Annotated in this window: 23 protein-coding genes; 9 read left to right on the top strand and 14 right to left on the bottom strand. The window is 35.1% G+C overall.

What is annotated here, in order from left to right; all coding sequences use genetic code 11:
* Positions 1–58: 58 nt before the first annotated feature.
* Positions 59–2,560, bottom strand: a complete 2,502-nt coding sequence (locus tag RM706_RS08790; protein ID WP_311352007.1) for an ABC transporter permease — start codon at positions 2,558–2,560, stop codon at positions 59–61.
* Between the two features lie 50 nt (positions 2,561–2,610).
* Positions 2,611–3,300, bottom strand: coding sequence for an ABC transporter ATP-binding protein (locus RM706_RS08785; RefSeq protein WP_311350685.1), 690 nt, complete (start codon positions 3,298–3,300; stop codon positions 2,611–2,613).
* Positions 3,301–3,372: 72 nt separating this feature from the next.
* Here RM706_RS08785 and RM706_RS08780 point away from each other — a divergent pair, with 72 nt between their 5' ends.
* Genes RM706_RS08780 through RM706_RS08750 form a run of 7 tightly spaced genes read left to right on the top strand, consistent with a single transcriptional unit; the run spans position 3,373 to position 7,397 of the window.
* The gene (locus tag RM706_RS08780; RefSeq protein ID WP_311350684.1) at positions 3,373–4,062 is read left to right on the top strand and encodes an arylesterase; all 690 of its coding nucleotides are present in this window, start codon (positions 3,373–3,375) and stop codon (positions 4,060–4,062) included.
* Between the two features lie 50 nt (positions 4,063–4,112).
* Complete coding sequence (locus tag RM706_RS08775) at positions 4,113–4,484, top strand: VOC family protein (protein ID WP_311350683.1); 372 nt, start codon at positions 4,113–4,115, stop codon at positions 4,482–4,484.
* Positions 4,485–4,528: 44 nt separating this feature from the next.
* Positions 4,529–5,059: an RNA polymerase sigma factor gene (locus tag RM706_RS08770; protein WP_311350682.1), complete on the top strand. Its 531-nt coding sequence runs from the start codon at positions 4,529–4,531 to the stop codon at positions 5,057–5,059.
* Positions 5,060–5,863, top strand: coding sequence for an anti-sigma factor (locus RM706_RS08765; protein WP_311350681.1), 804 nt, complete (start codon positions 5,060–5,062; stop codon positions 5,861–5,863).
* Positions 5,864–5,869: 6 nt separating this feature from the next.
* Entirely contained in the window at positions 5,870–6,280 is a 411-nt protein-coding gene (locus tag RM706_RS08760) for a GNAT family N-acetyltransferase (protein WP_311350680.1), read from the top strand.
* A complete protein-coding gene (locus RM706_RS08755) occupies positions 6,277–6,843 on the top strand; it encodes a cysteine hydrolase family protein (RefSeq protein WP_311350679.1) in 567 nt (188 codons plus the stop codon). Before RM706_RS08760 ends, RM706_RS08755 begins: the two co-directional genes overlap by 4 nt.
* Entirely contained in the window at positions 6,840–7,397 is a 558-nt protein-coding gene (locus RM706_RS08750; RefSeq protein WP_311350678.1) for a sugar O-acetyltransferase, read from the top strand. The genes RM706_RS08755 and RM706_RS08750 overlap by 4 nt, the downstream gene beginning before the upstream one ends.
* Before the next feature lie 97 nt (positions 7,398–7,494).
* Here RM706_RS08750 and RM706_RS08745 read toward each other — a convergent pair whose 3' ends face one another.
* Together RM706_RS08745 and RM706_RS08740 are read right to left on the bottom strand one after the other, a co-directional pair.
* Positions 7,495–8,490 (bottom strand): VOC family protein, encoded by a 996-nt coding sequence (locus RM706_RS08745; protein WP_311350677.1) that lies wholly within the window; start codon positions 8,488–8,490, stop codon positions 7,495–7,497.
* Positions 8,487–9,206, bottom strand: coding sequence for a glycosyltransferase (locus RM706_RS08740; RefSeq protein ID WP_311350676.1), 720 nt, complete (start codon positions 9,204–9,206; stop codon positions 8,487–8,489). The genes RM706_RS08745 and RM706_RS08740 overlap by 4 nt, the downstream gene beginning before the upstream one ends.
* Before the next feature lie 134 nt (positions 9,207–9,340).
* Here RM706_RS08740 and RM706_RS08735 point away from each other — a divergent pair, with 134 nt between their 5' ends.
* Complete coding sequence (locus tag RM706_RS08735) at positions 9,341–10,099, top strand: DUF547 domain-containing protein (RefSeq protein ID WP_311350675.1); 759 nt, start codon at positions 9,341–9,343, stop codon at positions 10,097–10,099.
* A 456-nt stretch (positions 10,100–10,555) separates the two neighbouring features.
* Here RM706_RS08735 and RM706_RS08730 read toward each other — a convergent pair whose 3' ends face one another.
* The 3 genes from RM706_RS08730 to RM706_RS08720 form a co-directional block, all read right to left on the bottom strand.
* Positions 10,556–11,833, bottom strand: a complete 1,278-nt coding sequence (locus tag RM706_RS08730; RefSeq protein ID WP_311350674.1) for a tetratricopeptide repeat protein — start codon at positions 11,831–11,833, stop codon at positions 10,556–10,558.
* Between the two features lie 90 nt (positions 11,834–11,923).
* Entirely contained in the window at positions 11,924–12,706 is a 783-nt protein-coding gene (locus RM706_RS08725) for a DUF4331 family protein (RefSeq protein WP_311350673.1), read from the bottom strand.
* 20 nt (positions 12,707–12,726) lie between these two features.
* Positions 12,727–13,410 (bottom strand): DUF4331 family protein, encoded by a 684-nt coding sequence (locus tag RM706_RS08720; RefSeq protein WP_311350672.1) that lies wholly within the window; start codon positions 13,408–13,410, stop codon positions 12,727–12,729.
* Between the two features lie 177 nt (positions 13,411–13,587).
* Here RM706_RS08720 and RM706_RS08715 point away from each other — a divergent pair, with 177 nt between their 5' ends.
* On the top strand, positions 13,588–14,781 hold the full coding sequence (locus RM706_RS08715; protein ID WP_311350671.1) for an LETM1-related biofilm-associated protein: 1,194 nt from the start codon (positions 13,588–13,590) through the stop codon (positions 14,779–14,781).
* Positions 14,782–14,857: 76 nt separating this feature from the next.
* Here RM706_RS08715 and RM706_RS08710 read toward each other — a convergent pair whose 3' ends face one another.
* The 7 genes from RM706_RS08710 to RM706_RS08680 all read right to left on the bottom strand — a co-directional run bounded on the left by RM706_RS08710 (position 14,858) and on the right by RM706_RS08680 (position 18,791).
* On the bottom strand, positions 14,858–15,613 hold the full coding sequence (locus RM706_RS08710; protein ID WP_311350670.1) for a LytR/AlgR family response regulator transcription factor: 756 nt from the start codon (positions 15,611–15,613) through the stop codon (positions 14,858–14,860).
* Positions 15,614–15,663: 50 nt separating this feature from the next.
* Positions 15,664–16,002, bottom strand: coding sequence for a 2TM domain-containing protein (locus RM706_RS08705; RefSeq protein ID WP_311350669.1), 339 nt, complete (start codon positions 16,000–16,002; stop codon positions 15,664–15,666).
* A gap of 8 nt (positions 16,003–16,010) precedes the next feature.
* Entirely contained in the window at positions 16,011–16,358 is a 348-nt protein-coding gene (locus RM706_RS08700) for a 2TM domain-containing protein (RefSeq protein WP_311350668.1), read from the bottom strand.
* Positions 16,355–16,678, bottom strand: a complete 324-nt coding sequence (locus tag RM706_RS08695; RefSeq protein WP_311350667.1) for a 2TM domain-containing protein — start codon at positions 16,676–16,678, stop codon at positions 16,355–16,357. Before RM706_RS08695 ends, RM706_RS08700 begins: the two co-directional genes overlap by 4 nt.
* Positions 16,679–16,680: 2 nt before the next feature.
* Positions 16,681–16,983 carry a 2TM domain-containing protein gene (locus tag RM706_RS08690; protein WP_311350666.1) on the bottom strand — a complete coding sequence of 101 codons (303 nt, stop codon included), beginning with the start codon at positions 16,981–16,983 and terminating at the stop codon, positions 16,681–16,683.
* A 34-nt stretch (positions 16,984–17,017) separates the two neighbouring features.
* Positions 17,018–17,296 (bottom strand): 2TM domain-containing protein, encoded by a 279-nt coding sequence (locus RM706_RS08685; protein WP_311350665.1) that lies wholly within the window; start codon positions 17,294–17,296, stop codon positions 17,018–17,020.
* 172 nt (positions 17,297–17,468) lie between these two features.
* Positions 17,469–18,791 (bottom strand): 2TM domain-containing protein, encoded by a 1,323-nt coding sequence (locus RM706_RS08680; RefSeq protein WP_311350664.1) that lies wholly within the window; start codon positions 18,789–18,791, stop codon positions 17,469–17,471.
* Positions 18,792–18,793: the final 2 nt, after the last annotated feature.

The raw sequence follows: 18,793 nt of genomic DNA, 5'->3' as shown, positions 1-18,793 counted from the left end.
ATTAATCAAAAAAGGGTTTCTAAAGAAACCCTTTTTTGATTTCCGAAAACAGTTTTATTTAACTAACCTCTTTTCGCAGAACCTCCAAGGGTGGGCTTTGGAGAACCGTTTTACTATTGAACAAACCGATAAGTAACACCAATAGAGTAATCATGGGCAATACGATGATAAACGGTGGCCATGATGGAATAAATGCAGTCTCAAAAACAAACCTGGCCAACAAAAAACTACCCAATAAGGCTAATACCAATCCAATTCCACTGCCTAAAAGCCCTAAGTACAAGTACTCCAATGCTGTAATACGTAATATTTGCTTACTTTTTGCACCTAGAGTTCGCAACAAAACGCTCTCTTTAATACGCTGATATTTACTGGTACGTACAGAACCTATCAATACAATAATTCCCGTAAGGATACTGAAAAATGCCATGAAGTTTATAACCCATGAAATCTTGTTCAAAATTCCTTCTATAACTGTCAATACCTGCCTTAAATCAATAATTGAAACTGTAGGGAACTGTTTGACTAGTTTTCGCTGTAATTTAGCTGAAGCGTTAGCATTAGCAACATTGGTCGTCAATACATGAAATTGTGGTGCATTCTCTAATACTCCAGAAGGAAAAAGAATAGAAAAATTAATTTGCATTCTTGCCCAATCCACAGTTCTAATATTGGCAACTATAGTTTCCATTAATACCCCTTGAACATTAAAAATCAATTTATCACCAATACCCACTTGTGCGTCATTGGCAACATTTTCTGCTAAGGAAATTGGTATTAATCCAGATTCGGTATTCTCAGATGGCCAACTACCATCTTCTGAAGTTTCTGATGCAATTAATTCATCACGATAAGTGACTCTAAATTCGTGGTGTAAAATCCATTGATTTATAGTGGAAGTAGTATCTAAAATGATTTCCCGAACAGGTCTATCTTTAATTTGTTGCACTCTCATAGTGATTATGGGAATGTTATTTAATACTGGCAAACCAGATGTAGCAATACTTTTAGCTGCAGCATCTCTTTGTTCTGTTTGCACATCCAACAAAATCAAATTAGGGGCCTGCTCAGTAGCATCTAATGAAGTTTTTGCCAACAAAACATCTTTAGTGAAATATAAAGTGCTTATTAAAAAAGTTCCCACCCCGATTGCTAAAATTAAAACAGCGGTTTGATTATTGGGTCTAAAAAGGTTTAATAGACTTTGACGGGCCGTGAATCCCCATGAAGTAGGGAAAAATCGTTTTACCAAACGCATGAATAAAATAGCTGTACCTCCTAAAATTGCGAACACAATAAGAATTCCCAATACAAACAATAATGAATACGTCCAATCACCGAGCAACCAAAATGCAAAACAGAATATGAATATCATTATAGCCAATAAGACCAGTAAACGAGACTTTAAAGATTGAGTTGTTTTATCTTCTTGAACACGCAATACTTGCAAGGGAGACACAAACCACGTGGATATTAAAGGGGTCAAAGCAAACAAAACCGACATTAATACACCAAGTACTAGGCCCACCAACATTGCCTGTGGTGCCAGACTTACCTCTACTTCAAATGGCAAGTACCCTTGTAACAATAAAGGAAAAGACTGTTGTAGCAGTAGTCCAGTTAGAACTCCTAAAATACCGCCAAAAAAACCCATTCCCGCAATTTGAATCAGATAAATTAAAAAACTTTGTTTTCGAGTAGCTCCAATACATTTAAGCACAGCAACTGAGCGCAATTTTTCTTTAATGTAGATGTGAACAGAACTGGCTATACCTACGCAACCCAAAAGAAGAGCTATAAAAGCTACTAGATTTAAGAATTTTCCAAAATTTTCATAACTGCGCCCCAATCGTTGACCAGTGGAGAGGTGGGTGTCTAAATCAGAATTTTCAATATCAAGTTGAGGGTCCACAACTCTGTCTAACTCCTCTAAGTCTTGGTCAGTTTTGGCGACAAAATAAAAATCATAGCCAACACGACTCCCGGTCTGAATTAAACCCGTTTCCTCAATTTTACCATAGGGAATCCAAACAGGAGGTGCAATTGAAGCACCAACACCTCCTGTACCTGGGACAGAAACCAACTCACCTGCTATAGGAAAAAGGGTATTTCCAATTTTTATGGAGTCGCCTACTTTAACTTCAAATTGAAGCATAAGCGTGGCATCGACCAAGGCTCCATTCATTTGCTGATAACTTGTTCCAGCATCAACTGGAATCGTTTCTAATTCTCCATAAAACGGATATCCACCTTCAACCCCTTTTACACCAACCAATTTGGTATCACCACTATTTGGAAAAACTGCCATTGACGGAAAACTAACCGCTTTTCCATCAGCACCTCCCAAGGAGTCAATAATCATTTGTACTCGTTCAGTAGGAGGTTGATTACTATCAATTAAAAAATCTGCTCCCATTAGAGCTTTAGATTGCAATGCAATATTCTCTTTGAGGTTGGCACTAAATGATTGAATGGAAACAACCGCAGCTATGCCCAAAATGATAGAGGCCATAAAAAGTAGCAAGCGTTTGCCACTAGCCCTACTATCGCGCCATGCCATTTTAAGCAACCAGCTAAACCCAGCTTTTGAACTTATAGTAGAATGTTTTTTCACGGTGCAGTCACAATTTCATTAGTAACCACTTTACCCCCTTTTAGCTTCAAAATTCTTTGGGTTTTTCGGGCAAGTTCCATATCATGGGTTACAATTACCAGAGTAGTGCCCGCTTCTTTGTTTAAGTCGAACAAGAGTTTTACTACTTTATCCCCGGTTTCTTCATCTAAATTTCCTGTAGGCTCATCTGCAAATAAAATTGATGGACGACTTGAAAAAGCCCTTGCAAGAGCCACACGTTGCTGTTCACCGCCCGATAATTGTGAAGGATAATGATGGAATCTATCTTGTAGCCCAACTTTATCCAACAAGTCCATCCCGGTCTTAGCTGCACTCTTATTCCCCTGTAACTCTAGGGGCACTATGACATTTTCAAGTGCGGTAAGTGTGGGTAATAATTGAAAGTTTTGAAAAATAAACCCAACTTCTTTATTCCGTAAAAGTGCTCTTTGATCTTCGTTCATATCGGACATATTTGTACCACAAAGTTCTACAGAACCCGTATTTGGTCGATCAAGCCCAGCGCAAAGCCCTAGCAATGTTGTTTTTCCGCTTCCAGAAGGTCCTACAATAGCAAAGGTTTCCCCTTCATTGATATCGAATGAAACATCATCTAAAACCGTTAACTTTTTACTACCACTAGTATAAGTTTTCCCTAGATGGCTCACGTTTAATATCTTTGACATATACCCTGTTGTGCTTTGATTTAGTTTAAATTGAAAAATAGGCAATTGAATTCATTTTTACACTTATTCATTATGCAGACCCTCTTAAAGTTTCGTTATTTTTTTATTTTTTGCTTTTTGTTTTCATGTGCGGACACGCCAAAAAAAAATAATGAACTTGAAACTTCTGACACCTCTAATACTGAGGTTGAAAAATTAACAGAGAATAAAAACAAGGTTATTTTATTTTTTGGTGATAGTCTAACCGCCGGTTATGGCCTTGAATTGGAAGAGGCTTTTCCGGCATTGATACAAAACCGATTAGATTCTTTAAATCTCAACTACACTACATTGAATTCAGGTTTAAGTGGAGAAACTACGGCTGGAGGTTTAAATCGTTTGAACTGGGTACTAAACCAAAAAGTAGATATTTTTATATTGGAGTTAGGGGCTAATGATGGATTAAGAGGAATTCCTTTAGACCAAACGCGTTCTAACTTGCAGTCCATTATTGATTTGGTTAAAAAGAAAAATTCTAACACAAAAATTATATTGGCAGGAATGCAAATTCCACCAAACATGGGACCGGAATATACCAAAGAATTCCGTAAAATATTTCCAGATTTAGCAGCTAAAAACAAGATACCATTGATTCCATTTCTTTTAGAAAATGTTGCAGGTATACCAAACTTGAATTTAGAAGACGGTATTCACCCCACTGCAGAAGGCCATCAAATAGTAATGGAGAATGTATGGAAAGCATTAGAAGGTATTGTCAAGTAAGAAACTAATCAAAATTTCATATTTTTAAATACAACTAAATCCGTACAAAAATGAAACTAGGTGCTTTTTCTATGAGTCTTTCTGTAAAAAACTTAGAGGTTTCTCGAACATTTTACGAAAAATTAGGTTTTGCTGTTTTCGCAGGAGGAATGGAACAAAACTATTTGATTATGAAGAATGGCAATGCTCTAATTGGGCTTTTTTATGGAATGTTTGAAAACAATATTTTGACTTTTAACCCAGGTTGGAATGAGAACGCGCAGAAAGTTAAGGGTTATGACGATGTCCGCGACATTCAAAAGCACCTAAAAGCAAATCAAGTGAAATTGGTCAAAGAAGCCGATGAAAACAGTTTAGGCCCTGCAAGCTTTGTGGTAATGGATCCAGATGGTAATACCATTCTAATTGACCAGCATGTTTAAAAAATAAGTTTAGTCGGCCGCTTTACTTATTTTTACACTTTATCATGGATTTAGACAACCTCATAAAACAGTTTCAAAAAAAGGACGAAAAAGCCTTTGAAACACTTTATGGAATGTACGCAGAAAACATATGTGGAGTTATCTATACCATTGTCAAAGACCAAGAAAGAGCACAGGAACTTTGTCAAGATGTTTTTGTGAAAATTTGGGATAAATCTGATACCTACAACCCTTCAAAAGGACGTTTTTTCACTTGGATACTCAATATTGCCAGAAATACCGCCATCGATGAACTGCGCTCTAAAGCCCACAAAAACAATAAGAAAAACCTACAGTTAGATTCTTTCGTAGGTATTCTCAAGCATGATAAAGACTTCAATAATAAAATAGATGTCATTGGTTTGGAGTCATTGCTCATAGGCCTAAAAGAAAAGTGCATTCTTTTAATAGATTTACTATACTTTAAAGGATATACCCAAAAAGAGGCTGCGGAAACATTAAAAAAACCAATTGGCACTATAAAAACCCGTATCAGGGCTTGTATTTCTGAAATCAGAAAAAACAGAAACTTGTAAATGGATATTAAAAAGTACATAGCATCCGGAATATTGGAACTCTACGTTGCAGGCACTTTAAGTGTTGAAGAAAACCTAGAGGTTCAACACTATGCTATTAAATATCCAGAAATACAAAAAGAAATTGAAACAATAGAGGCAGCCATACTTGAACTTACATCTGTTGTTTCTCCTGGTTTATCAAATGATAGCTTCAAAAAGGTAAAATCAGAACTAGATGATGTTATTCCTTTTGCTCCTACCCCATCGCCAAAGAGAACACCCTGGATAAGCTATTTGGGTTGGGCGGCCTCACTAATTTTCGCAATAGGTATGCTTTGGATGTATTTACAAAATGACAAACTTGAAAGCGAAATAAAAATTACTGAACAAGAAATACAAACTTTAGAAGAGCAAATTATTGATGGCGAGCAGATTCTGGTTGAGAAAGGCAAAACAGAAAAATTACTAAAAGAACTTCGCAATAAAAATGTTAATGTAGTTGCCTTGGCCGGTCAAAACGTTGCTCCAGAATCCTACGCAAAAGTATATTGGAATAAACCTGAGCAAAAAGTTTATGTAGATGCCCAGGGTCTACCAAAACCTCCAGCTGGGTTTACGTATCAAGTTTGGTCTCTTAAATTAGAGCCCCTCGCACCTACCAGTATTGGATTACTTGATGATTTTGCAAACAATGAAACCTCAGTTTTTGAATTGGAAAATGTGAATGAGTCAGAAGCTTTTGGCATAACCCTAGAACCAGAGGGAGGAAGTGAAAGCCCTAATTTAGATCAGTTGTACACCTTAGGAGCAGTTGGGCGATAAAACAAAATGAAAATTCAAATAAAAGAAATCTCATATTACGATACTTGGTCTATTCGGCACCAAGTAATGTGGCCGGATAAAAATATCAATTATATAAAACTGACCAACGATGATGAAGGAAAACATTTTGGATTATTTGTCGGCAAAAAATTAGTGTCCGTTATCTCTTTATTTACTAAACAAAGAAAAACTCAATTTAGAAAGTTTGCCACTTTAAGTGAGGAGCAAGGAAAAGGCTACGGAGCCCAACTATTAAACTACATCTTCTCAATAATTGAAAAATCGCCTGTTCAGGTATTGTGGTGCAATGCAAGAAAGGACAAAACCAGTTTTTATAAAACTTTTGGATTTATAGAAACTGATCAGAAATTCCATAAAGGGGGTATTGAATATATTATTATGAAAGTGAACTTATGAATATAGAAACTGAGAAACCTGCATTGCTACTGATTGATATTCAATATGGATTGGATGATTGGGACTTTTATGGAGGAAATAGAAACAATCTTCAAACAGAAGAAAATGCTGCCAGATTTCTCCAAAGATGGCGAGTATTAAAATTACCTATCTATCACATTCGTCATAGTTCTCAGAATCCAGAATCACCATTACATGCCTCAAAGCCAGGTTTTGCCATAAAAAAAGAGGTGTTACCTATTACTGGAGAGCCTGTCATAAGTAAAAATGTAAATAGTGCTTTTATTGGCACTAATTTAGAAAACCTATTAAAAGAAGCTGGTATTTCAGTTGTAGTGATTTTAGGCCTTACTACCAATCATTGTATTTCTACAAGTGTTAGAATGGCTTCAAATCTTGGGTTTAAGACCTATTTGATTTCCGATGCCACCGCAACTTTTGACCGTATGGGGCTAAATGGTGAAAAGTTTGACGCCGAACTTATTCATCAAACAACTTTGGCAAGTTTAAATGAAGAGTTTGCCACAGTTTTAGAAACCGATTCATTTCTTTCAAGCTTATGACCGAGAAAGAGAAAATGTTAGAAGGCGAATATTATAATCCTTTAGATAAAGAATTGGTTTCTGCAAGAATTGAAGCTCGGCTATTACAACAAAAATTAAATAATTGTTCTGCAGATAATGGAAAAGAACTAAAACGCTTATCAAAATTGCTCATTCCCAATCAGGGTAAAAGTTGTTTTATTCAACCTCCGTTTTATTGTGATTATGGTACTAACATCCATTTAGGGAAAAGAGTTTTCTTTAATTTTAATTGTGTTGTTCTTGATGTTACTCCAGTTAAGATTGGTGATAGAACCATGTTCGGACCCCATGTTCAAATATATACGGCATCACATCCTTTAGAAGCTTCACCTAGGGCTTCTGGCGCTGAATTCGGAAAGCCAATAACTATCGGTGAAGATGTTTGGATCGGTGGTAACGTTACTATTTGTCCTGGAATCACTATTGGTAATAGAAGCGTAATTGGCGCTGGAAGTGTTGTTACAAAAGATATCCCTGAAGACGTTTTTGCAGCAGGCAATCCTTGTAAAATGATTAAACCAATTGATAATTAAGTTTTTTTATTCTAGATATACTAAGAATATTAATCATAAATAATCTCAGAGTATTGTTCTTCTTTTCCGGCCTTCGCCCGATTAGAAAAACATAAATCTAAAGGTTTTTTCTTTTACGATGAATCCGCATTGCTTTTACAATCCAATTTGGAAGTGGTCTTTCTGGGTTTCGATTTTTTAAATTAATATGAATTCCTAATTTCTTTATTATTGGCACCTTATGGGTCTCAACCAATTCTATTAATGTGCCATCAGGGTCCTCAACATACCCAAATCTTCCAGCTGCATCACCCATGTCAAAACTATCCGCACTATCCACGGTAAGTGGATATCCCAGTCTACTAGCCTCCTGTTTTAAATAATTCATTCCAGAGATATCAAAACATAAATGGATATAACCCAAATCGCCCCAAATTCGATTTTGATATATTCTAGGTGGTGTTCTATCATGCACTTGAACAAGTTCAAGCTCCATTGGCCCTAAAAGTCTACCAAAACCCCCCATTCTTTTGTCACTTCTTGAAATGATTACCCTCCTAAGTTTTGAATTGCCACCAGGAATATCCTTCAAGTCTTCAAAAACACCTTCGACATCAGATTTTATTATATCAAACCCGATAAGGTCTTTATAAAAAGTTAATGATTTGGCCATATTCGAAACACCTATAACAGCACCCAATACACCTCCTTTACAACTATTGGTCTTACAAAATCTATATGGGTCATTCACTGATTGAATCCAATTACCCCAAGGGTCTTTGAAATATCTATTTGATTTGTTAGGATTTGTACTGCGCAACTTCATGATGTTAATTCCAATATCTCCCAGTAAAAATCTTGGTGCTTGATTTTGAGGCTTGCGATTTTTGAACTGCCAAATTTCTAGTCCGCCTCCTCCTTTCATATTCATTACCAATAAAGCATACCTACTCATTATCTTATGATTGGTATATTTTGTCATCAATTTGGCTTCAGCAATATCTTCAAACAATAGAATATCAAACCGCATTTGTTCTTTGTACCAGTTAAATACTGATTTAGCATCAGAGACTCCAATACCAATTTGTTGAATACCGTTTATAATGTAGCTCAAGTTCTTGAAGTATTATGTTGGTAAGGAAGACGCAATAAGGTATTGTGTAGTTTTTTGAGGTTTTCTGGAGAATAACCAAATTTAAAAAGAACTACTAAGAGAAAGTTTGTGATATTAACTCTCAAATATGAATTGTTTTCATATTTACGAGAAGATACGACCAAATCACTTTTTACAATCTTATAGGGTATTTTGTTAGATTTCATCCTTTTGAAAAACTCAAAATCTTCCATAATTACTTGCTTTTCATCAAAACCGTCCATATTATCAAAAACGTTTCGTTTTATAAAAAGGCATTGGTCTCCACCGCCAGTAAACAATCCATCTTTAGTTGTAAATGAGGCGTTAATTTTCAAAAAAAAGTCGTCTTTATCGAATTGATAGGAAAAAAAACCTGCATCGTACCCATCAATAATTGATGTTTTAATATCATCAAAAAAACTAACCGGTGGTTTCACATCAGCATGTAAAAAAGCCAAAACATCGCCTTTTGCCAATTGAGCAGCAGCATTCATTTGCAAAGCCCTCCCTTTGCCCTGACATTTGAGCACAGAAACATGATATTTGTCTTTTAAATCTTCATAACCATCACTATCAGAAAAAGATGAGGCTATAACAATCTCATTATCGTTCCCATGTTTTAAGTGTTTTAGATATGGAACTAAGGATTCTAAATTTTTCCGCTCATTATGGGCAGGTATGAGTACGCTAACCATGTAATTGATATTTATTTTACTTACGTAAATTAAGAGTATTAGGTTTGAAGCAAGGAAATTAGTTCTATTTCGACAAAACCCAAGTGTTCTTTTTTACGTACGTGCAATAGAATTCATCATTAAAACAAATTGCCATGAAATTTAAAGGTATTACCATTTTCTTTTTACTGATTTTCTCGCTATGCAAAGCACAGAAAACTGAACTGAATAGCCTTTCGGAGCATTTTTTGGAAAAAATCAAGAACGGAGAAAATACAGAACAACAACAACAACAATTGGCCAATATTGAACTTGAAGAACTAACTACGCAATTGAAGACAGACACACAAAAACTGGCTTTTTGGGTGAATATTTACAACGCCTACATACAGGTAATCTTAAACAAAAACCCAGAACTTTATGAAAATAGGGGGGATTTCTTTTCAAGAGACCAAATTACAATTGCCAAAAATGAGATTTCTTTTGACAAAATTGAACATGGTATTATTAGAAGGTCTCAATCGAAAATTGGATTGGGTTATGTAAAAAAGGGGTTTCCTGATAAATTTGAAAGATTATTGAGGGTGGAAAATCAAGATTACAGAATTCACTTTGCATTAAATTGTGGTGCAAAGGACTGTCCACCGGTTGGTATTTACTCTCCCATAAGGTTAAATGAACAGTTTGCGAAGAGTACAGAGCTATTTTTAAAACAATCTTCAAATTATGATTCTACAGAAAACAAAGTGTATGTCACATCATTATTTAGTTGGTTTAGAGGTGATTTTGGTGGTAAAGACGGTATACAGGAGATTCTTAAAAAACAAGGTGTGATTCCCACAACCGATGGAGTAGCTATTGATTATAAGGATTACAATTGGACATTGGCTCTGGATAATTTTATAGATCTATAGTCATAAGGCCTCGCATATTGTAAACTAAAGGTTTCCTCCTTCTTCAGATAAACCATAGTCAATTTGTGTTCTGACATCCTTTTTTCATTGATGGTATGATTCACTGCATTCCCATACCGCGAAGAAAACAAATTTCCAAAATTCGAAAGTTTCATTTTTATCGAAAAGTTCCGATATCTAATGCGCCATAACCCAATCGGGTTTCAGGAAGATAAAATAACACTGGTAGTGCAGTCAATTTAAAGTTTAAAAGGAAATCATTTTTTATACTATTCTCTACTTGAACAATACTTTTAAAAGAAAATATATATAGTAAAAGAATCAAAAAAACCTTACACCTCATTACTATTGCCATTTAACTTTACTAAATACATGATAAGGTTTCGAAAAAACAAAACGCCTTAACCATAAAGGTTAAGGCGTTTTTCTAAAAAACAATCAATCAACAACCTCAATTTATAAACTTGCTATTTTTTCTTTAGAGGCAGGGCCAAGTTCATAAATCGCATCAGCCAGTTCTAGTTTTATTTCTTTTACCTTTTCAAATTGATGGTTTGCCTTATATACTTCCGCAGCATTTAGTAATAATGCCGGCTCATAGGTTTTGCCTATAACATTGGCATTTACAATTTCAAGTGCACGGATGTAATCCTCTTTTTTTAGATATACATGAGCCAATAAGCTATAAGATTCGGGTGTTGCTCTATTATTTACTTCTTCAGATGCAATCTTTAGTGCCTTCTCAAACTGATCCGTGTTTTCTAAAATAAAATCCACGTTGTAAGCATTATACATAGCGCCATATGCCTTATTCGAAATAACAGCGTCATACAAATCGTGGTTTTTCCTTTTAAGAAATGTGTTGTTCATAAAGTCTGCTATCTCAGCTTTGAGCAAATAATAGTCTGGTGACTTGTAATCTTGCATAACCGAATCTAAAATTCGTAATGCCTCGGTTCCATTTTTCTCATGTGAAAAAACAATCCAAGCAATCCCTTTTTTTGCATATGCATTTTGATGATCAATAGCCAATGTTTTTAAATAGTGCTCATAAGAATCTTTGAACCGACCAGCATGACCATAGTAATCAGCAATATTAGAATATGACCAGACCAGCAGATCTTTATTTTTTGAAGCTTCGGCTTTGGCCATTGCCTTTTCCATGAATTCAATCGTTGTGTCTAAATCGCCTTTATAATCGTTCCATTTAGCAGCACGAATCAAATACCCAAATTCAGCAGGGTTTCTAATACTATCTAAATAAGCCTCAGCTTTTTGATAATTACCCAGTTCCATATGAACATCAAAAAGTAGACTTCTAGTTGCTTTTGATCCGGCGCCCATACTTATAGCTTCTTGGGCTAATATCAGTGCTTCTTTAAACCTATGCTGCGATATGTAATTACGTGCCAAAGCACGGCAGTATCCTTCTTTATTAATATTGGCTATTTCAACCGCTTTGGAAAGTGCTTGTTCAGCTTTTTTCAAAAACTGAAAATCTCCGGTATTCTTAAAATAGCGGTTATACTCTGATGCCACATTACCAAAACTTAATAATTGTGTACTATCTTTTGTAATCTTAGAGTTCCAGAGTGTATAATATTTTGATGTGTTTTTATGGGGTCTTGATTTCAAGTAAGCATTATAATCTTTGTAGGATGTTTCAAAATCTTTTGAGTTTTGAGAACAAGAAATAACGAGCACAACAGTGCACAGAATGACTAAATATTTCATCGGTATAATTTTAAATGTTGATTGTTGTTTTTAAAAAGTGGGAGAAGATTAAGAATAATCCTCTCCCTTTCTTTTTCATAGGGTTAAGCTTTACTCAGGTGCCCCGATATAGGGAAAAGTTGTGGTAATATTATCAGCAGTTAAACCAACGCCATCACTAACCAAGAGTGGTAGACCGCCCTCGCCATTAAAACGAGTACCATCACCGCCACCAAATAATAAAATCAATGATACATCGATAATATCATCTTGTAATGTTCTACCTGTAAGCCCTACTGCGCCATCATAATTAGGCGCTCCTGCACCAGGGTTAAAATACGTAGTTGGTAAATTGGGTGCTACCTCTAAGACATCAGTAGCCAAAACCGTGGTCAAAACAGTTGCGTTTACTGGGTTTTCAGTAAATCCATCATTATCTGGACCATTCAAAATATCGCCAAGAATGTTTGGCTGAAAATCTACATCATCAGCGGTCAGACCCAATGCAATGGCATATGCATCATGATAAGCTTCTAATTGAGTTTCAAAACCAGGTTGTAAGATTGCCCCCATCGTTGAAGGAATAGACTGATTATGCATATCTTTCACATCACTTGAACTTAAAACCGTATTAATACCTGGTCTCCCCATATAATCTACTTGGGAATAAGTACCACTAAAATCTGGGTCCATAGACATTACTTCACAGGCTTCACATGAACCTCCACAATCAATACCGGTCTCATCACCATTCATAATTCCGTCATCACAAGTGACCATGGCCATAACATCGTCATCTTGCATCATTTGTGTATCGTCATCATCACTACACCCTACTGATGTAACTAAAAGTATTATGGCAAAAAACAAATACTTTATATTATTTAATTTCATTTTTCTATGTTTTTGATTTGTTATTGTTTTCTATTCGTGGTTACCCAGGTTTTATAAACCGGTAGTCCTAATACATTCGTGGCTGTTGTTTCGCCAAGAAGACTATTGGGAACCTCAACTGCAATTGACATTGTGTTTGCACCATCAAAAGTGTCTATCCCTGGGTTATCGAATCCTGAATTATCATCCATTGAGGGGGACACAACTTCATTAAATCTGAAAAAATCAAAGAAGAAAGGGTCTTGTCTTGGTCCCGCAAACAAGGATACTCCATTAGCCATAGTTTCAACAATAGCAGTTGAACCTGAAATTTCAACATCACCCATAGGTGATTCTATGGCAACTTGACTCGTTAGGCCAGTACTGCTTGGTGCTACTGGACCAAAAAAATACATTCTACCATCTCTAGCAATTGCCTGTATAACAAGATTTTCAATTAAATCCCCATCAGTATCAATATTTATTTCTGTCAATACATCTTCGTCGAAAGTACCATACGCTAAATCTGGTAATACATTTGATTGTAGGTCCACTATAAAAGCGGTATTGTCAGAACCCTCTGTAGGTTCAAAAGCAAAATAGTCCGCAATATCTGCCGTTGTTCCCATCGTAGCGGGAGCATCAATATGATCTGCAGCCACAAAAACTAGGCTTGCCACTATTAATGTGCCAATCCCAAGTGCATACTTAGTTGTTTTTTTCATTTTTAATTGTTTTAAGAGATTAATTCAGCCCTACCTACGGAGGCATAATCAAGTGGGTTTGGTTTTAAATGTTAAAATATTCTTAACAAAACTATAATGATGCTATCTCAAATTTCGGTAAGAACATAGTGGTCAAAGTCTTATAATTTGTGTTTCTTTGATATTGAAAAATGAGTTATGAACCCATCTTCCCCAGGTTGGATTAATAAATTTGGATCTCTTCTAAAAACAAAAGAAGTACCATTTTTAACCTATGAAGAGCTATACCTAGAGCTTTTGAACCATGGGTTTATTTATGGTATTCATCTAGACATTCCTTCTTTTATTACTACTGAACATAGGCTCTCCGAAGATGAGATAGCGAAAATAAATCTATTAGCAGGACTGTATTTTTCATATAGGTTTGAAGTGGACAATTCAAATTTTGAAGAGTTTGTAGAAACTGTTTTTACCTTTTATCAAGAAATGGAGGTAGGTAGAATATCTTTTCTGAACAAAATACTGTCTGGTAATAAAACAATGACCCAACTTGAAAAGTTGTTAGATTCACGCATTTATCTTAACGGTAATGTATTTAATAAAGCATTTGGCAATAGTTTGACCAATTCATTACTGTATATAGATGTATTGATCTTTAAGGCCTATTTGTCCAATACCCCTTCGCTTACTATGCATGCTCAACTATTGGAATATGTTACCATAAATATTGCATATCAAGCATTAAATTCAAAAGAAGCAAATGAAAGTGATGCTAAACTAATGCAGCTTTTGGCTTCATCATTGACCTACGTAGATTTGAAAAATGCAAATTTTGAAGGTACCTATGCAGACTTACTACAACAGAATTTTAGTGATAGCGAAAAAGATTATTTGTTAGATATTGCCTGTCTTACGGTCTGGGAAGATTCCAATCTTGATCATTCAGAATCAGAGTTTATTTTTGCCATTTCAGATGCTTTGAACAAGACAAAAAACAAGGCCAAAAATGCATTGGAAAATGTCAAAAAATTCTTTGAAAAAAATCACCAGAAAATACCTTATTTGCAAGACACCAACTTAGCCTCAAAATTCTATGATGGAATGACCAAAAACGTCAGTAAATTGATTTTGAGAAATAGTAAACGCTTGAAAAAAGAATTATCAGAAAGTAGGGAACTTGTTCAACTTTTGGCAAAGTCAGCTTCTAAAGATTTAAATGAAGGGGAACGAAAAAAAGTACAAGGCCAGTTGCTTGATATTTTCAAATCAATACCTTCATTAGCAATTTTCATGTTACCTGGGGGAGCAGTTTTATTGCCTATATTTATAAAATTAATACCTAAATTGTTACCATCGGCTTTTGATGATAATAGGGTTGAAGAAAATCAGTGAATTTTACAAAAAAACTCAGTATAATAAAAATCTATTATAGCATTTAATGTGTTATTATTCAGTATTTTAATAATACTTATTCCAACCATAACTTGAAATCTTTTACTCTTTCTCTACTGACAATAATTTCTTGCTCTTTATAGCTATTTAGCTTGATTTGCAGTCTAGAATTGGTATACGAAATGATATCTTTTATATGATTGATGTTCACATAGAACTTGCGACTCACCCGAAAGAACAACTTTGGCGAAAGCTCTTCTTCAAGATTTTCCAAAGTATTATCCAATAAATAATTTCGACCATCTGTTGTTGCCGCATAAGTACCCTTATTTTCACTATAAAAGCATTCGACCTCGTCAGCATTTATGATTTTTATATGTTGACCGACCTTAGCAGTAAAACGTTTTTTAAATTCTCTTTCGAGGGGGTTGACCAAGAGTTTTTTTATGTCTTCAAAATCAACGGAAATTTTCTCCTTTTCAGGTTGTAATTCCTTGAACTGTTTTACTGCTTTTTCAAGCTCTTCATCATCTATTGGTTTTAACAAATAATCTATGCTATTCAACTTAAAAGCTTGCAAGGCATATTCATCGTAAGCTGTTGTGAAAATGATGGCACTTTTGACTTCTATGATGTCAAAAATCTCAAAGGAAAGGCCGTCTGAAAGTTGAATGTCTAGAAATATCAAATCTGGATGCTCATTATTCTGAAACCACTCAATAGCTTCTTCAACAGAATGTAGCATTGTTGAAACTTCGACATTCAAATCATTGAGTAACCTAGCCAATCGTCGGGCAGCAGGTTTTTCATCTTCTATTATTATTATGTTCATTTGCTATTACTTAAATTCAAAAATAGTGTTAGCTCAAATACCTATATCTATTAATATTCTTTATATCGCTTTGTTTCATCACTTTCTTTTTCCATGAACTTTTGAATCTGCTTTTCTTCCCACTTTTTGGAAAACGCCCATTTATTGCGATGTAGAAGTATAAAGTGAACCATCAAAATCAGAAGCCAGATGAGCACATTAGCATTTATCCAATCAAAATAATAGCCTGCCGTAGGAAAACCTTCAGGAAGCCATAAATGTAACCAGCCGCTTTTCAACAAAAACAATGTTCCATTAACTATTAAAAAGATTTTAAGGTGATTGTAAAATCCTTTTAGCTCTTTTACCCTTTTGATTGCCCGTTCGTACTTACTCTCTTCTTTTTTCATCGATTTCCTTAAACAAACTTATCCGTTTTGCTTCTTTCCTCATCCATATATGCCTTAATTTTCTTCTCCTCCCATTTCTTAAATGGACTGGGTACAAAAACATAAAGAGCGTGAATGATTAATGCAACCCCCCAAATTATGGGTGTGCCATAAACATTCCAATTAATCCATTCTAAAAATCCTGGGTTACCGAGAGCTTCTTTACTTAACAAAATAAAGGTCATCCTTTTTGCAAATAAAAATAAGGCAGCATTTACAAAAATATATGTAGTCAGATGGTTGTGAAATCCCTTGATTTGATTTACCCTTGCTTGCGCTCTTTCTAATTGCGTTGTTTCATTGAATTCTCTTTTCATTGTTTAGTATATTTTTCAGCTTCTTCCCTATCCTTTTCCATATATTTTTCAATTTGCCTCTTCTCCCAGCCTTTATTGAACAAAGGATTAAAATTAAAAACCTTTGAAGCATGAAACAAGAGCCCTATTCCCCAAAAGAAAGGGGCAAGAAAATGTCCAAACTGCCAGAAACTCTCACCATCATAACCACTTCTAATGAATACATTAACTAAAATGAAGGTGTTAATAACCGTATAGATTGCAGCATGAATATAAAATCCTTTTAATTCATCAACTTTCTTCTTAGCTCGATTTAACTTATCGATATTGAAATTTTCCATTTTTATTGCCATTTTCTTTGGTCGTTCTCTTTCTCCATATACTCTTTAATCTTACGTTGCTCCCAGTTTTTTCCAAAAAATGGGTTCAAGTTAAAAGTTCCTATCGCATGGGCTGCGATACCTATACCCCAACCAAAGGCTGCCCATAAAAACCACATATATCGCCATCCATCTACCCAGTAGTTCAATGCAGCTAGACCACCAATGACTAAGATGTATGATGTAAGATGCCCATAGAACTTTTTTAGATCTTCAACGCGTTCTTTAGCCCTTAAATATTTATTGTTATTATTCTTGTCTTCCATGATACAATACTAATCGCTTATTAAAGATAAAAGTTTAAAAATTGTCGTTGTTCATTAATTCTTTGATTTTGCGCTCTTCCCAATCTTTACCAAATATAGGGTTGTAGCCGAAAGCATGTAACCCATTAGCTATAAGTCCAAAACCCCATCCTACAGCCGGGAACAATACCCAAAGAAAACTTGTAGTTCTATAATTAATATAGGCTAAAACTGAAATGACAATTAGGTATGCAATCAAGTTTCCATAAAATCCTTTTATACACTTTACGCGTTTCTTAGCCCTGTTATACTTGTACTCGTTTATAGTATCCATAATGATATGCTTTATAAGTTATTCTTTAATTACATACCAAATTTGAGAATAATGATGCTCTTTAGAAAAAATGAAAGACCGAGTTGTGGTTTTTTGAGGATGGATTGCAGTTAAGGGCTTAGCATTATATTTTTTTGCAGAAATCACAACTTATTAATACTTGAAGACTGCATTAAAAATCCTCGTTATCCATTAATTCTTGAATCTTCTTTTCTTCCCATCGCTTACCCCAGATAGGATTATAACCAAATGCTTCCAAAGCATGCATAGTAAGTCCGAAACCCCAGCCCAAAGTCGGAAAAATCGCCCATATAAAACTAGTAGTTCTCGAGTTGAGCCACCATAAAAATGGTATTACAATTAAGTAGGCAATTAAATTACCATAAAAACCTTTAAGTGCCTCAACACGCTCTTTGGCTTTCAGGTACCGTTTTTCTTCGATATGTTCTTCTTGTGTTTCCATAACGGAAATCTGCCTAGATAGCATGGGCAAAGAAACGCTGAAATCAGATTTGGTCTTATCGATAATGACTTGCTTATCCGTTAAGATTTCATAGCGTTGACGTATATTCTGCAAACCCACACCACTACTCTTTTTAACCACTTGTTTTTCTTGCAGATTGTTTTCGACAACAAGGTTTCCATTCTTCTCGAAAACTTTAATGTGAAGTGGTTTTGCAGAAGTAACTACATTATGCTTTACCGCATTTTCTAATAACAATTGTAATGAAAGTGGAACTATTTTAGCTTCTGGTTGAGCAGATTGTTCAGGTACTTCAAACACAATACTATCTTCAAAACGCATCTTTAACAGTCTAACGTAGGTACGAGCAAAATTGAGCTCTTCATTGACGGTGACTAAGTCTTTATTTTTTTGTTCCAAAACATAGCGATACACCTTGGAAAGTGAAGTCGTAAATTTTTGAGCTTGGTGAGGATCCTCCTCAATCAAACTAGTAAGTACATTAAGGCTATTGAAAAGAAAGTGAGGGTCCAACTGATTTTTCAAAGCATCAAATCGGGCAGAGGCAGTGCCTGCAATTATTTTTTGCTCTTTGACCTCTCTTTTTTGAAGTGCCCTATAAAAGTAAAAAGCATGTGTAAACAGAGAAGCAATCAATGTAACTATTAAAGCAAAGATGTACGAAGAAGCCTCTTCGTTTCGTATGAATGTTATGAAAGAATCGCCCGTGAAATAAAAGTTAACTAAAAAACGTAACAGCGCAAAAGTGAGAAGCGTTAAAATAAAAGAGCCTATTGCACCTATCCATAGTCGCTTTTGCGGGTCTGTTTCCCATTTATAGCGAATATTCATACCATCATAATACATGGAATTGACCAAAGTCAAACCAAAAGAAAAAACAAAGGCAATAATCACATTTCGGGTAATACTTTCAAAGGAGTAATCGCCATCTCCAAAAATGAAAATGCTGAAGATGGCGACAAAAACCGTGATCAGTAAAGAAATCTTAACTACTTTTATAAAACTCCACATTC

Origin of the sequence: Croceitalea rosinachiae (assembly GCF_031846445.1) — a bacterium.
Classification (GTDB): Bacteria; Bacteroidota; Bacteroidia; order Flavobacteriales; family Flavobacteriaceae; genus Croceitalea; species Croceitalea rosinachiae.
The sequence above is the reverse complement of the archived record's forward strand: the minus strand, read 5'-3'. Positions and strand labels throughout refer to the sequence as shown.

Excerpts from the sequence above, each read along its gene's own strand:
- RM706_RS08690 (WP_311350666.1), bottom strand. The coding sequence starts at position 16,983 with ATGGAAGACAAGAATAATAACAATAAATATTTAAGGGCTAAAGAACGC.
- RM706_RS08740 (WP_311350676.1), bottom strand. The coding sequence starts at position 9,206 with ATGGTTAGCGTACTCATACCTGCCCATAATGAGCGGAAAAATTTAGAA.
- RM706_RS08750 (WP_311350678.1), top strand. The coding sequence starts at position 6,840 with ATGACCGAGAAAGAGAAAATGTTAGAAGGCGAATATTATAATCCTTTA.
- RM706_RS08725 (WP_311350673.1), bottom strand. The coding sequence starts at position 12,706 with ATGAAATTAAATAATATAAAGTATTTGTTTTTTGCCATAATACTTTTA.
- RM706_RS08720 (WP_311350672.1), bottom strand. The coding sequence starts at position 13,410 with ATGAAAAAAACAACTAAGTATGCACTTGGGATTGGCACATTAATAGTG.
- RM706_RS08765 (WP_311350681.1), top strand. The coding sequence starts at position 5,060 with ATGGATATTAAAAAGTACATAGCATCCGGAATATTGGAACTCTACGTT.
- RM706_RS08770 (WP_311350682.1), top strand. The coding sequence starts at position 4,529 with ATGGATTTAGACAACCTCATAAAACAGTTTCAAAAAAAGGACGAAAAA.
- RM706_RS08730 (WP_311350674.1), bottom strand. The coding sequence starts at position 11,833 with ATGAAATATTTAGTCATTCTGTGCACTGTTGTGCTCGTTATTTCTTGT.
- RM706_RS08760 (WP_311350680.1), top strand. The coding sequence starts at position 5,870 with ATGAAAATTCAAATAAAAGAAATCTCATATTACGATACTTGGTCTATT.
- RM706_RS08755 (WP_311350679.1), top strand. The coding sequence starts at position 6,277 with ATGAATATAGAAACTGAGAAACCTGCATTGCTACTGATTGATATTCAA.
- RM706_RS08715 (WP_311350671.1), top strand. The coding sequence starts at position 13,588 with ATGAACCCATCTTCCCCAGGTTGGATTAATAAATTTGGATCTCTTCTA.
- RM706_RS08685 (WP_311350665.1), bottom strand. The coding sequence starts at position 17,296 with ATGGATACTATAAACGAGTACAAGTATAACAGGGCTAAGAAACGCGTA.
- RM706_RS08780 (WP_311350684.1), top strand. The coding sequence starts at position 3,373 with ATGCAGACCCTCTTAAAGTTTCGTTATTTTTTTATTTTTTGCTTTTTG.
- RM706_RS08735 (WP_311350675.1), top strand. The coding sequence starts at position 9,341 with ATGAAATTTAAAGGTATTACCATTTTCTTTTTACTGATTTTCTCGCTA.
- RM706_RS08700 (WP_311350668.1), bottom strand. The coding sequence starts at position 16,358 with ATGAAAAGAGAATTCAATGAAACAACGCAATTAGAAAGAGCGCAAGCA.
- RM706_RS08785 (WP_311350685.1), bottom strand. The coding sequence starts at position 3,300 with ATGTCAAAGATATTAAACGTGAGCCATCTAGGGAAAACTTATACTAGT.
- RM706_RS08680 (WP_311350664.1), bottom strand. The coding sequence starts at position 18,791 with ATGTGGAGTTTTATAAAAGTAGTTAAGATTTCTTTACTGATCACGGTT.
- RM706_RS08790 (WP_311352007.1), bottom strand. The coding sequence starts at position 2,560 with ATGGCATGGCGCGATAGTAGGGCTAGTGGCAAACGCTTGCTACTTTTT.
- RM706_RS08695 (WP_311350667.1), bottom strand. The coding sequence starts at position 16,678 with ATGGAAAATTTCAATATCGATAAGTTAAATCGAGCTAAGAAGAAAGTT.
- RM706_RS08710 (WP_311350670.1), bottom strand. The coding sequence starts at position 15,613 with ATGAACATAATAATAATAGAAGATGAAAAACCTGCTGCCCGACGATTG.
- RM706_RS08775 (WP_311350683.1), top strand. The coding sequence starts at position 4,113 with ATGAAACTAGGTGCTTTTTCTATGAGTCTTTCTGTAAAAAACTTAGAG.
- RM706_RS08705 (WP_311350669.1), bottom strand. The coding sequence starts at position 16,002 with ATGAAAAAAGAAGAGAGTAAGTACGAACGGGCAATCAAAAGGGTAAAA.